This is a genomic window from Pseudomonas shirazensis (assembly GCF_014268785.2).
GTDB classification, from domain to species: domain Bacteria; phylum Pseudomonadota; class Gammaproteobacteria; order Pseudomonadales; family Pseudomonadaceae; genus Aquipseudomonas; species Aquipseudomonas shirazensis.
Genome location: NZ_JABWRD020000001.1, coordinates 2,238,312 through 2,251,859, shown reverse-complemented (window position 1 = coordinate 2,251,859; position 13,548 = coordinate 2,238,312). Strand labels below are relative to the sequence as shown.

Genomic DNA, 13,548 nt, shown 5'->3' with positions numbered 1-13,548 from the left:
TAGTCAGCCGCCGGTTCTACAGGTTAGCGGTTTGGGGTATCTCGGAAATAAAGGAAAGTGAGGGGTTTTGTGAGACAGATGGACAGTATAAGAAATCGCATGCTAGCACTCCCGCGACGATATAAAAGAGCGCTGCAGGTGGTGATTGATGTCCTGCTGGTGGTGCTCGCTCTGTGGCTCGCTTTCGCGGTACGGCTTGGCATAGACGAGATGGTCAATCCGCTGATAAGTCACCCTTGGCTTTTTGTCGCGGCTCCGCTGGTTGCTATTCCGATATTCATCCGATTTGGAATGTATCGTGCGGTAATGAGGTACTTCGGCAATGATGCTCTCATTACAATTATCAAAGCGGTTAGCCTCTCCGCGTTGATATTATCGCTGATCGTGTACTGGTATGTTAATCATAAATTTGTAGTGCCACGCTCCATCATATTCAACTATTGGTGGCTCAGCTTAATAATGATTGGTGGCCTCCGATTGATCATGCGGCAGTATTTTTTAGGCGACTGGTTTGCCGCAAAGCAGCATGTTCCGTTTGCAACTCGTGATAACGGGTTGCCTAAGGTAGCCATTTATGGTGCGGGCGCCGCTGGCAATCAACTGGTTGCAGCACTTCGAATGGGGCGCCTGATGCGTCCAGTAGCATTTATAGATGACGACGAAGGAGTAGCTGATCGTGTGATTTCCGGCCTTCAAGTCTTCAGGGGTAAAGATATTCAGAGGCTGATTGACAGTACGGGAGCGGAAGAGGTGCTTCTCGCCGTGCCCTCTGCGACACGCGCGCGGCGTAGAGAAATTCTAGGGTTCCTCGAAAAATTTCCACTGCACGTCCGTAGTATTCCTGGAATCATGGATTTGGCTAGCGGTCGCGTAAAAGTCGACGATATTCAGGAGGTGGATATCGCGGACCTGCTGGGACGTGATGCCGTACCCGCACAGCAAGATCTATTGGCTCACTGCATCGCTGGTCAGGTTGTAATGGTCACAGGGGCGGGCGGGTCGATTGGCTCTGAGTTGTGTCGACAGATTTTAATGCTCAAGCCCAAAGCCTTACTGTTGTTTGAACACAGCGAATTTAATTTATACAGTATTCACAGCGAGCTTGAGCAGCGCATCCAGCGTGAGTCACTTCCGGTCAACTTATTGCCACTCTTGGGCTCGATTCGTAATCAAAAGCATCTCCTCGACACCATGGTCATGTGGCGGGTCAATACTGTTTATCATGCGGCCGCTTATAAACATGTTCCTATGGTTGAGCACAATATTACGGAGGGTGTGCTAAACAATATCATCGGGACGGTGAATACGGCCCAAGCGGCACTTCAAGCAAATGTCTCGAATTTTGTACTTATTTCAACGGATAAAGCCGTCCGTCCCACTAACGTGATGGGCAGCACTAAGCGTTTCGCCGAACTTATATTACAAGCGCTGAGCAAAGAGCCTAATCCCGTCTTTTTTGGAGATCCCACTTCACTTCCTAAAGAGAATAACACACGTTTCACTATGGTGCGATTTGGCAATGTCCTTGGCTCTTCAGGTTCAGTTATTCCGCTGTTTCATAAACAGATCAAGGCGGGCGGTCCGATCACAGTCACTCACCCCAAAATCACACGTTACTTCATGACCATTCCTGAAGCGGCGCAGCTTGTCATCCAGGCTGGCTCGATGGGGCAGGGTGGCGATGTGTTCGTTCTTGATATGGGGGAACCGGTCAGTATCGCTACGCTCGCGGAGAAAATGGTCCATCTTTCAGGACTAAGCCTTAAGTCTCAACGTAATCCTTATGGCGATATCGCCATAGAATTCACCGGACTCAGGCCTGGCGAGAAACTGTACGAGGAACTGCTGATAGGAGATAATGTTTCTGCTACTCCTCATCCGATGATTATGATGGCTAGTGAAGACTATCTTGCGTGGAGTGTTCTCAGTGATCATCTTGCAGTCCTCATCAAAGCCCTAGTGGACGAAGATTTTAGTCGAGTTCGACAATTACTCAGAGAGGTTGTCAGCGGCTATAGTCCAGAAGGCGAAATTGTAGACTGGGTTCATCAACAGCGTCGCAAGGACTTATAAGGTCCCCGAAGGTTAGCATCAATAAAAATCGTTTACGATCTACACATCTCCGACTGTTACTCTTGGGCTCGCCAGTACATTAGGGTTTGAGAGATTCCGGGATATATGCGATTTGGGTGCGAGCATTATATTTCTGATAGCACGAATATTTAGCCAAGCGGCCTTCAGGTCGCTGCTAACTACGCGTGTAATCATCGGTCATCACCTAGCCACGACATCCGCCCAGCCGACGCGTGGTCACCTCCTGCGCTCCGCTGGTGGACGAGTCGACAAGAATCACTGGCCTGTCAGGCAGGCCGCCGGTCTTTACCCACAGCCAGGGTTGGCTATCGGAGTCGCGATCAGGCTCTTTCAAAACCTGAAAACGGGTTTCATCGCAGTCAATGATGAGGCCACTTAACAGACTATCGCGTACCAAATTCAGCAGCGGCTAAAAATTCGGCCGCACTGGGTGATCCAGCGGCCCAGCGTGGGACGTGAGATATTGATGCTATGACGTCCTCACATTTTCTCGAAGCGATGAGATGGCAGGCGATCTATTCATTTGGTGGTCAACAAAATTGTGTACGCTGGGTCTGTATATGCTTTTTTCGATCATCTGAGCAGGCTTGTCCTCTGTCACCGGCGCTGACTCATAGTCGCGGCTGGCGTGCACCTTGAAGACATGTTTGATGACGCAGATTTGCATAGGCACGATTTCAAGCTGATCCCTGACTTCACCATGGGCATGCTTGCGGCAACCGCACGCGCAACTCAGTCCGTGCTCAGGCAGTTCATGAATGACCTCGACACGCGACTAATCGCTGGGCAGTAGCTTTTGTTTGCCACGGCACTTGCTTGTTGCAGCGACTTCTTCTTCCGAGTTTCACTGACGGGTTCATCCAAACTCTGGTCTTCAAAAAAAAGAAGTTAGGGTCCAGCCGAATCGTTGGTCTGCTTCGTTTTGCGTCAAAAGAGTCGCTGGCGCAGTCGCACCACTTATTCCTCTATGTGAACGATCTTGCCCTTATTGAATGAGCACTCTTTGATCATTTGATCGAGCAGTTGCTTGAGAAAAATAGGGTCGGCGGTGAGATTTTCGGGTACGGAAATTATGCCGTGGAATCCACCGATTCAGGCAACCTAGCGAGGCGTCCCAACCTGATGAGGGCGGTTGCGGCAGAGGTCAAAGCCGTCGAGCAGTCAATCGGGTTCCAGGACGGTTAGGACAATGGCCTCTTCGGTTCGGTTAGGCGTTGTTTGAAGCGTTTCGAGTCCAGTCGCTTGAGGCAGAAGCCGTTTCGCTTCTAGTACAGGATCTTCACGCGGTTGCGCTTTTTATTCAGAAACACGAAGCTCACGGGGCCAAACACCGCGACTTTGATGTCCAGGTCGACACGTGCTGCCAGGCCGTCAATGAATTTTTGAAATTTGACAGGGTTGGGGTAGAGATAGTTTTTTCGACCTTGGGAGTCGGGGCGCATCATGGCAGCGGGCTCCAGAAAGAAGTCGGGAGCACAGCATCAAGGATCAGCGAAACGCTTTGAATGTGGGGTTGATGGAGCGCTTGGGGTGATTCGGCGCAATACAGATGCATAATTAGAGGTTCTCTGAAAAATCATCTTTTATATCAATACTTTGCTTCTGATTGTCCACTTATAGTTCATTAGATGGATATGAGTATCGCTTGAGGGTAGGACAGTTGAAATCTGGTATTGAGATTTTCTAAATTTAAGGTTGTAATTTAGCTAGGAGCCATGTAAAATGGATCTGACGCATGTCAAGTGAATTTGTATTTAACTTGATTAAAGATAGTAAGATTTACGGCCTTGGATAAATTTATTTCGTTGTTCAAGTGGGGGTAAGTGTAGTTTACTATATTTTCTTCGGAATAGTTGCGAGTGTGGATGATAATGTCCGGCTTGAATTATTGTTAAACCGTCCGTAAGTCTTCGTCGGGAGTTATTGTTGCTTCCTTGTCTAGTCGGATGGTATTTAGGTATGGGATTCGCTAAGCCGCCACCATCGGCTTACCCTTTCCCCATATTAAATTGCGAACTGATTGCTGAAGTGGGCGTTTTACTTGCTGCACTTCAACAGTGCCTTAGAGCTGTAGAGGCCGATGTTGTGACCGCGGGCCGATTTTGAGGTCTGTCTGGTAGTTGTAGCCTGCAAGGCTAATGGATTAACCGATTACCCATGCTGTGGGTGATGTCATCGCTAATGTAGAAATAATATCATGAAGATTGGATACCGCTATAGACAGAAAATAGGAATTACTAGACATCAACTGCTTAGTTTTCTAAGAGGTTATAAAGGCATTGCGCAAAGGGGTATGCGTGAACTTCACGCTGATTATCAGCGCACAATCAGCGAATTAACCCGTCGTGCGCAAGAGAAGAGTGCTAAAGTCGAAAGTCTGAAGCAATACGTTGCCGTTCACCGTGCCCGTGCAGATATTATGAAGCAGCATGCTGCATTGCAGCGTGCTAGGACCGAGGTGATGAAGGGGCGTCTTATAAAAAATCGCGAAAAAATAGCAGTTATGCGCGACTATTTATTAACAACCAGTACAAAAATTGATGCACTTAAGCAGTATGTCAAAGCTGATCGGGCGAAGCTCGCCTCCATGAAGCAGCGATCCATCGAGTTTCGCAGAAAGTTTGAGCAGGTACGTGATTTCTATCGTGCCGCCAGGCCATTTTTCCCTCTTTATTTCCAAGGCCTTTTAGCAGAGTCGGCGGCTCGCTCTTCTGCAAGTTTAAATTCTGAATGCTACATCGCTCTTTTACCTAGTAGCCTGCCCACCGCCTTTGAGCTCCGGAGGCTGAATGGGGGCGGGCAAGTTTTTTGCGACAACGTAGAAAATGTTGATGTGCACATGCACTCTGCAGCGCCAAGATGGTCTCCCGTCACTCTTGGGATGGTCAACTACGCTGCCTATGGAGCTATGCTTGAAGCAGACGGGCTTATTACGATTGGTGATGCGCTGGCGAAGACCCTGGACAGATTCGGTCGGCCTGTTCACGTATTGAAAAATTTCAGAGAGTTTTCTGTCTCGACCCCAAATAGTGAACTTAAAGAGATGTGCGGTGTTAACGCCGAGGACACTCTGCTGTTTGCTAGTGGGAACGTGGTTATTGGCTTTGAGCCAGTCCTTCGCGCTATGCTTCTTCTGCCCGATAGCTATCATTTGGCTGCCTTTGTAAGACTTGTACCTATTGCATATCGTGAGTCCATAGAGCAGTTAGTTGTTGATCTCGGTCTTCAGCAGCGAGTTCATTTTTTTGCGTTTGTAGACTATGAGCGATTAGCCCACCTAGCAGCAGGCGCTGATATTGGCATGATTACGAGTGATATTGCCAATCCCAACGGTGCAGTTGGTCTTCCGAATCGATGCTTTGACTATATAGCAGCAGGATTACCAGTTATCGCGCCGGCCATGCCAGATGTCAAAGCATTAGTATCTGAGTATGGGTTTGGAGAGATACTTGCTGACACCTCTGCGGAATCATGGGCAGAAAGTATTAAAAAGGTTGCGGGTAGGATTGACCATTATCGAGTTCAATCACATCACGCTAGGGCGTCGCTAACGTGGGAGAGTCAAGAGGATGCACTATATAAATTCCTCGGTGAGCCGAAGTCTGTGACCTTGATTGCGTTCCGCGACCTTACTAAGTATCAACGTTATAAGCGGCTCTCCAGGACCCTGCTCAAACGGGGCTGTACCGTAAAAGCTGCATTTGTATCGATGGATCCTGATCTCAACAATTTGGTTGAGGGTGTAGAGTACTTCGTAACCAATGAGCGTCATCAAGTGATAAACGGGTTGACTAAACTACAAGGCGAAGGAGCTGCGAAGTGTTCTTGAATGACCGGCCGATATTAGTACTTGCTCCGCATACCGATGATGGTGAGCTTGGGTGTGGCGCAACTATCTCTAAGCTGACCAGCCTTGGTCATCAGGTTCATTATGTTGCTTTCTGCAGTTGTGACGAAAGTCTTCCAAAGGAATTTGAATTAGGATCTCTACGCCGAGAATTGCTGGACGCCACAGAGGTGCTGGGGATTCCAGCTGAAAACGTCACAGTGCATAGCTTCACGGTTAGGAAACTTTCTTACAGTCGTCAAGATATTCTAGAAGAGCTAGTAAAGTTAAACCGCACCTTGAATCCTCAGTTGGTTTTTTGTCCGACCGTTGATGATCTTCATCAGGATCACGCAGTTGTTGCGCAGGAAGCGTTGCGTGCATTCAAAACCAAAACCGTTTTGGGTTACGAGATCCCTTGGAACAATATCGAGTTTCATGCGAATTACCTAGTGACTGTCAATGAGCGTGATTTAGAAACGAAAATCTCGGCTTTGCGCATGTATACTTCGCAGAAGCATAGGCCATATTTTAGTGAGCGATTCTTGCGAGCGCATGCTCATTCTCGGGGAGTCACAATTGGCGCTGAATACGCCGAGGCATTTACACTGTATCGTGCGGTCTATTAAAGAAGGTCTGCTCTTGAATAACGTCGTTCACAGCAATTCCATTTCCTTCGACGTGCTCACCGAGCACAAGGTCGCGACCTTATGGCCCAAGCTGGAGGCTCTGTCCTCTGATGAGTCTTGGATGGGATGGTCTGAGGAGCATTATTTAAAGCCATTGCCACAGAAATGGGAACTTTCCAGGCTCATTTCAGTCGATAGTGAGCTGGTCGGATTTTGCCTCTGCTCTGCAAAGGGCGGGTTTCTATGGGTGCACCGTCTGGTTGTTGACAAGGACTGGCGGGGCCGTGGGTTAGGTGCCCTTGTTCTGCAAGAGTTGAGCCGCGCGATCACGCGTGAGGGATTGTTGGGTATCATTCTTAAAACGCCGGAGGTAAATCTTCCTGCGCGATCTTTTTACAAAAAGAATGGGTTTCATGAAATTTCGACTGAAAATGGACTTGTCGTAATGATGTTGACCTCCTCCAGCGATATTAGGGTAGGAATACATCAGCCTAACTATTTGCCTTGGCTTGGTTATTTTTACAAGATGAGCATTTCCAATGTTTTTATTTTTTTGGATGATGCTGATTTTCCGAAAGGTGGGTACGTAAATCGTAATAAGATCTGTATTAATGAAGAAGCAAGTTGGCTGACTGTGCCTAGTGGTGGTAAATATAAGACACCGATAGTGGATGTGTACCCGGCGGTTGGTGATTGGGTAAGCAAGCATTTGCGTACACTTGAAGTCGTCTACGGTCGCTCGCCATTTTTTGCTGATTATTATCCTGACATTGCTGCGATACTATCGAAAAATTGCAGCATGAATTTTGCTGATTTGAATATTTCCTTAATAAAGTATATTGCAGCCCAATTAGAAATTGACTGTATTCTGCTCCGGTCATCTGAAATGGATGTTGCTGGTCTCAGTGATGTTCGGTTGGCGAGTCTGGTGGCGAAAGTCGGCGGGACAACTTATATTTCCGGTGCTGGCGGTGCAAACTATCAAAGTGATGCGATTTATGAGCAGCACGACATTGATCTCGTTTACTCGAATTTTTCCCCCAGTCCGTATTTGCAGAATTCTTCAAGTTTTATTGCCGGCCTGGGTGTGCTGGATGCACTGTTCAATATCGGTGCCAAGGAAGTCACTGCGAGTTTCAAGCAGATGGCCCTCGATCGCTAGCCATGAGGTTTTATGACCGATGAATAGAGCTGAATGGTCACTTTTTCTTGGTAGTGCTGTAAACAATAGATGCCTAGTGGCGGTCCATGCGCTCTCTGGCTTGGTTGTCATTGGCTCCACGCTGGCTTTCAGTGCGCTGATAGCGCTTTACTTTGGCATGGATATATTCAGGGTTGTCGACCGAGTTGGGGATTTCGCTGTACTCACGGACAAGAATCTCCTGATTTTTGCAGCGCTTTTAATCTCGGTTGTTCTTCTATCAGCAAGATTGCTGCAGGTGTTTATTGAGGCCCGGGTTGTTATATCAAGGGAAAAGTGGTTTGCTGAGAAGCTCAGGGTAGATGTGAGGCAAGTCGGTGGTAATGTTAGTCGAGCATCGAATTATTACGGCCGAATGTCTTCGGCGAGTATGAAGGCGGCAAGTATGGTTTTGCTGTTGATTACTAGCTTTGGGGCTATGGTTTTCTTGCTGCCGCTTGCCTACCTGCTAAGTGTTATAGTGTTCCTACTGTTATGTGCCGGCGGACTATTTATAGCCATGCAGGCGCTGTCGATAATCATGTCTACTTCTTCGCGAGGGCTTGCTGAAAATGGCAAGAAAATGGCGGCATGGAAACAAGATGTCGAGGTTCCTTATGGTGCGGAAGTGGCGGGTTATTATAAGTCATATTTCAATCGGATATTTATTTCATCAATTTTTGGCTTGACGCCCGCTTTATTTTCTATATTTTTCTGTTTGGTTATGGTCGTCGTTCAGGAGTTCGGAATTCTGGAAATTGGTATCAGGGAAGTATTCCTAGTGCTAGTGTTGCTTCAATCATACGTGGGGATCATGGGTAAGTTTTTCGGATCTTTTGTTCAGGCTGCCGCATTTCTGCCTGCGATTCGTGCATGCCTTGAAGGTGACGTAGGATCCGCCAAAGTTGAAACTTTTGAAGCCGTGGACGGGATCTGATGGTCGTATATACAATGTTAATTAGTGCGAGGGTCAGATGAACGACAGGGACTATAGGGTGCTTCATGGATTCAGCCCTTCGGCAGGTCAACCGGCGATGATGGCTAATGCTCTTCGAAGTATCGGTGTAGATGCTTTTAATGTAGTCATGGGCTACAATAAGTTTTCCTATCCTGCTGATTTCCATTTTCCAGATGCTGGACCGGCTGAAAAGTGCCGCGTATTAGCAGAGTTTGGTGGCGAGGCTGATGTCATACATATTCATGCCATCACCCCTTTTTTCAATAAGGGGCCGGCTCATTTTCCGATGGGAACTGACTTGCTTGCTTTGAAGGCGGCGGGCAAGCGCATAGTCGTTCACTTCCGAGGAAGTGAAATCCGTATGGCAAGTTTGTTTGCGGCGAACAACCCATATCACTATGTTGATGATGACCCCGAACGCTTGATGGCTAAATTCCCGGAGCCGAGCCAGGTCGCGTATGTAGCAATGTGTCGCGCTTTGGCCGATGAGCTGGTGGTTTCAGATCCGGAATTGGCAACTTATGTACCTGGCGCAAGTGTTATTCCAAGAGTTATCGATTTTAACACATGGGGTTATGTTGGTATTCAGCCGAGCAATCGACCGCTTATTGTGCATGCGCCCAGTCGACGCGGGGTCAAGGGTACGGAGCATGTCCTTAAAGCGGTGGAAGTATTGCGCGCTCAGGGGCTGATTTTTGATTTTGAACTTGTTGAAAATTTATCCCAAGTCGATGCTCGTGCTATATTTGAGAAAGCCGATATTATAGTAGATCAGCTGCGTATTGGATGGTATGGCGTTCTTGCTGTTGAGGCAATGGCGCTTGGTAAGACTGTTGTTTCATATGTTCGTGACGATTTGCTCAGCCACTTTGACGGCAAACCTCCCGTCGCCATCGCCAATCCTGAGTCGATTGAGCGAGTGCTCCGAGATTTGGTTTCTTCCTATGAGCTACGTAAGGAGATCGCAGAGCGCGGCTATCGTTATTGCTGTGAAACCCATGATCCGGTTGTCGTCGCTCGCGAGTGCGAAGTTGTTTATCATCGGGTGCTTGCCAGGCAGCAGCAGATTGACTTAGTTGCCTATATGCACTTCAATCATCAGCAAATCAGAGCGCAGGCAAAGTTGCAGAAGAAGCTTATTGCACGGACGCTGATTGACTCTTCGAAAGCTACGTTTAAGAAAGCCTATTGGAGAGAGGTTTACAGCTTTTACAAGCGTGTTGGCTTGGCTCGGTTCATGCGGCGAGTCATGGAAAAAGTCCGACTTGCCTAGCGTTTGTAATACCATACAGTATCGATTAGTTTGCGTTCTTATGCCTCGCCCCTGACCGATATCGGTTTGGGCGAGCGTATCTACGTATATAGCGTCGGTTCGAGTCGTTAATTCGTAAGCGCTCCATGAACCCCACGTTCAAAGCCTCCAACTGATCCCGGATGCTGTGCTCCCGATTTCTTTCCGGAGCCCGTCCGCCATGATGCGATCCAACGCCAAAGTCGAAAAAGTCTACCTCTACCCCAAACCCGTCGACTTCCGAGAATCCATTGACGGCTTGGCAGTCTTGGTCGAACTGGATATCAAAGTGGCGGTTTTCGATCCGGTGCTTTTTGTTTTTCTGAATCGCCACCGCAATCGGGTGAAAATCCTTTACTGGGAGCGCAACGGCTTCTGCCTTTGGCTCAAGCGCCTGGAGTCTGAGCGATTCAAAACATCGCCCGATGTCACCGACGAGGCGATAGTCCTCACGGTTCAGGAACTGAACTGATTGCTCGACGGTTTTGACCTTTGGCGCAACCGCCCCCATCAAGTTTTGACGCCGCGATTCGTCGCCTGATTCGGTATAATCCGGGCGATGATTTCCATACCCGAAGACCTTCCCGATGATCCTGTATTGCTCAAGCAACTGCTTGCGCAGTTGATGATTGAGCGCACGGTCGATAAGGGCGAGATTGTCGATCTCAAAGAGCAGATCAAGCTGTTGCGCGACTGTCTGTTCTGCCGCGAGTCCGAGCAGACCGTTGAGCCCAACACGTCGCAACTGGCGTTGTTCAATGAGCCTGAAAGCGTGTTGATAACTCAGGTGGATGAGGACGAGGACGTTGTTGCTCCAACCCCGCGTCGCGGTAAACGCAAGCCGCTGTCCACTGAGCTGCCGCGCATTGAAGTGATCCACGAACTGCCCGAGCATGAACTGATCACATGCCTGCGGTTGCCGCAAGCATGTGATCAGTGAAGAAACCAGCGAGCAGCTGGATATCGTGCCGATGCAGATTCGTGTGATCAAACACATCCGTAAAGTTTACGGCTGCCGTGGCTGCGAAACCGTTCCGGTCACCGCTGACAAACCCGCTCAGTTGATCGAAAAAAGCATGGCCAGCCCAAGCGTGCTGGCGATGCTGCAGACGACCAAGTATGTCGACGGCTTACCGCTGCACCGTTTTGAAACGGTGCTGAGCCGACACGGTATTGAGATCCCGCGTCAGACCTTGGCGCGCTGGGTGATTCAGTGCGGCGAGCACCTGCAACCACTGCTGAATCTGATGCGAGACCGGTTGCTGGAAAGCCCGATCATCCATTGTGATGAAACACGCGTTCAAGTCCTGAAAGAACCGGATAGAGACCCGACCAGCCAATCCTGGATGTGGGTGCAAGCCAGTGGGCCGCCGGATCGAAAAGTCGTACTGTTCGACTACACCTCCAGCCGTGCGCAGGAAGTGCCACTGCGCCTGCTGGAAAGTTATCGCGGCTATGTGATGACGGACGATTACGCGGGCTATAACGCCTTGACGTTGCAGCCGGGTATCGAGCGTTTGGCGTGTATGGCCCATGCGCGCCGCAAGTTTGTTGAAGCGCAGAAAGTACAACCCAAGGGCAAGACCGGGCGCGCGGATATGGCGCTGGCAATGATCAATAAGCTGTATGGCATCGAGCGTGAATTGAAAGATGCCAACGATGAGCAGCGATTTACCGGCCGCCAGGAAAAGAGCTTGCCAATCCTGAGGCAGTTGAAAAGCAGGATGGACAAGACGCAGCCACACGTGACACCGCAAAGCGTATTAGGCAAGGCGGTGAATTACCTGGCCAGCAACTGGACTCGGCTGGAGCGCTATGTGGAGGCCGGATTTTTGCCGATCGACAACAACGCTGCGGAGCGCGCGATCAAGCCATTTGTGATCGGGCGCAAAGCCTGGCTGTTCAGCGATACGCCCAAGGGTGCCGCCGGCAGCGCTCAGCTCTACAGTTTGGTCGAGACGGCCAAGATCAACGGCCAAGAGTCCTATACGTGGCTGCGCTACGTACTGGAACGGTTGCCACAGGCGCAGACGGTTGAAGATTACGAAGCGCTGTTGCCGTGGAACTGCTCACCAGAAATGCCACGGTAAACCGTAGCCTCACCTTGCGGTAGGTGGGGTTCATGGATCGCTTACAATAAAACGGGGCGCACGGATATCGCACTGGTCCTGATCAACAAGCTTTACGGCATCGAACGCCACCTAAAGGCTTGCAGCTACGCTGAACGTAAGATCGGTCGTCACGAACAAAGCCTGCCGATACTGGCTCAGTTGAAAAGTTGGATCGAAAAGACGCGGCCACAGGTCACTGTGCAGAACGCCTTGGGCAAAGCTATCAGTTACCTCGCCAATAACTGGAGCAAGCTGGAGCCATAAAAACCGATCTATCAAGCCATCAACGCAGAAGCGGCTGAGCAGGCACTGGGTGCCTTTGAAAATGGCCCTTGGGGTAGCAGTACCCAACGGTGGTGGCGGATTGGAGAAGAGCCTGGGATCGAGTGATTCCGTTCTTTGTCTTCCCGCCTGCCGTTCGAAAAGTGATCTATACGACCAACGCTATCGAAAGCATCAACGCTCGGCTACGCAAGATCATCAAGACCCGGGGCCACTTCCCGACGGATGACGCAGCGACCAAGCTGATCTGGCTTGGGCTGCGTAACATCACGGCAAACTGGGGGGGGGGCGGCGGCGCATGATTGGAAAAGTGCGATGAACCAATTTGCGATTCTGTACGGAGATCGATTTATCAGGCCGACCTGGTAAAAGCACGGCCTGCCTGACGGCAGGCCATTATCGGGCCGCGCACATAAAAAATCTGACAGTCCCGTCAATGGGTGTGAGTCATCCTGACGCAGAGAACCTGCGTCGTTCCTTCCATCCCCTCATGAATTATCGGCGTCTCAATTTTGAAAAGCGTTGATAGTCCGGGTAATCATGGGCCAAAACCCCTTATCTCCCTCTCGAATGATTTCGTTTGATTTAGTAATTTCGACGGTATGAAACCCAACGTTTCTGTATCCTTTCGTTTTTCTCTAGTGTCATTTTCGAGATTTCCTACAGGCTTTCGCCCCTAGTCTCACCACTTTTGTTCTTTTGGTACTAGTTTCAAAATGCGTAAGCAATTTTTGGATAACAAATAATAGTTTTCGGGAGGTTTTCTGTTGTTTACCTTTTGCCTGCAGCCAAGGAACGCTGCACCAAAACGTCCCATACGACAGGAGTGTCCCCAATGCGAAATATCATTCTTTCCTATCTTCTACTCCCACTGTTCGCAGGCCTTTCATTCTCAGCAAGTGCCGCGCCAGCGGCGCCCATTGAGCCCGTCCCAATCGTCGCCCAAGCCACCACAGCCCAACCCAAAACCAACCTGAACACCGCCGACGCCTCCACCCTCCAGCGCGAACTAAACGGCATCGGCCAAGCCAAAGCCCAGGCCATCGTCGCCTACCGCGAAGCAAACGGCCCGTTCCAGTCCGTTGATGAGCTTCTGGAGATCAAGGGCATCGGCAACGCTCTGATGGAGCGTAACCGCGACAGGCTTACTGTGGAGTAAGCACGCAAGCGATGGCCG

9 protein-coding genes and 4 pseudogenes are annotated in these 13,548 nt (G+C 49.6%); 11 read left to right on the top strand and 2 right to left on the bottom strand.

The features are described 5' to 3' along the window. Positions 1 to 78: 78 nt before the first annotated feature. The gene (locus HU736_RS10360; protein WP_186700183.1) at positions 79 to 2,073 is read left to right on the top strand and encodes a polysaccharide biosynthesis protein; all 1,995 of its coding nucleotides are present in this window, start codon (positions 79 to 81) and stop codon (positions 2,071 to 2,073) included. Between the two features lie 208 nt (positions 2,074 to 2,281). On the opposite strand, the pseudogene HU736_RS21845 reads toward HU736_RS10360, so the two are convergent. Both HU736_RS21845 and tnpB (HU736_RS10350) read right to left on the bottom strand, forming a co-directional pair. Continuing rightward, positions 2,282 to 3,168: pseudogene (locus tag HU736_RS21845) on the bottom strand (transposase); the annotation flags it as partial. Positions 3,169 to 3,359: 191 nt separating this feature from the next. Beyond that, entirely contained in the window at positions 3,360 to 3,539 is a 180-nt protein-coding gene (gene tnpB / locus HU736_RS10350; RefSeq protein ID WP_225912997.1) for an IS66 family insertion sequence element accessory protein TnpB, read from the bottom strand. A gap of 752 nt (positions 3,540 to 4,291) precedes the next feature. Between tnpB (HU736_RS10350) and HU736_RS10345 the strand changes: the two genes are divergently transcribed. From HU736_RS10345 to HU736_RS10300, 10 genes and pseudogenes are all read left to right on the top strand, one after another. Next, complete coding sequence (locus HU736_RS10345) at positions 4,292 to 5,923, top strand: glycosyltransferase (protein ID WP_186700006.1); 1,632 nt, start codon at positions 4,292 to 4,294, stop codon at positions 5,921 to 5,923. Further along, complete coding sequence (locus HU736_RS10340) at positions 5,914 to 6,549, top strand: PIG-L deacetylase family protein (RefSeq protein WP_202883896.1); 636 nt, start codon at positions 5,914 to 5,916, stop codon at positions 6,547 to 6,549. Before HU736_RS10345 ends, HU736_RS10340 begins: the two co-directional genes overlap by 10 nt. 13 nt (positions 6,550 to 6,562) lie before the next feature. Further along, the gene (locus tag HU736_RS10335; RefSeq protein ID WP_186700008.1) at positions 6,563 to 7,711 is read left to right on the top strand and encodes a WbqC family protein; all 1,149 of its coding nucleotides are present in this window, start codon (positions 6,563 to 6,565) and stop codon (positions 7,709 to 7,711) included. A 19-nt stretch (positions 7,712 to 7,730) separates the two neighbouring features. Further along, a complete protein-coding gene (locus tag HU736_RS10330) occupies positions 7,731 to 8,666 on the top strand; it encodes a hypothetical protein (protein WP_186700010.1) in 936 nt (311 codons plus the stop codon). Positions 8,667 to 8,703: 37 nt separating this feature from the next. Beyond that, the gene (locus HU736_RS10325) at positions 8,704 to 9,960 is read left to right on the top strand and encodes a glycosyltransferase (protein WP_186700012.1); all 1,257 of its coding nucleotides are present in this window, start codon (positions 8,704 to 8,706) and stop codon (positions 9,958 to 9,960) included. Between the two features lie 199 nt (positions 9,961 to 10,159). Next, positions 10,160 to 10,450, top strand: coding sequence for an IS66 family insertion sequence element accessory protein TnpB (gene tnpB / locus HU736_RS10320; protein WP_225912996.1), 291 nt, complete (start codon positions 10,160 to 10,162; stop codon positions 10,448 to 10,450). An 87-nt stretch (positions 10,451 to 10,537) separates the two neighbouring features. Next, positions 10,538 to 12,068: pseudogene (tnpC, locus tag HU736_RS10315) on the top strand (IS66 family transposase). 48 nt (positions 12,069 to 12,116) lie between these two features. Beyond that, positions 12,117 to 12,347: pseudogene (locus HU736_RS10310) on the top strand (IS66 family transposase); the annotation flags it as partial. Between the two features lie 6 nt (positions 12,348 to 12,353). Further along, positions 12,354 to 12,740, top strand: a pseudogene (locus tag HU736_RS10305) (transposase); the annotation flags it as partial. A gap of 466 nt (positions 12,741 to 13,206) precedes the next feature. Next, positions 13,207 to 13,530: a ComEA family DNA-binding protein gene (locus HU736_RS10300; protein ID WP_186700014.1), complete on the top strand. Its 324-nt coding sequence runs from the start codon at positions 13,207 to 13,209 to the stop codon at positions 13,528 to 13,530. The last annotated feature ends 18 nt before the right edge of the window (positions 13,531 to 13,548 follow it).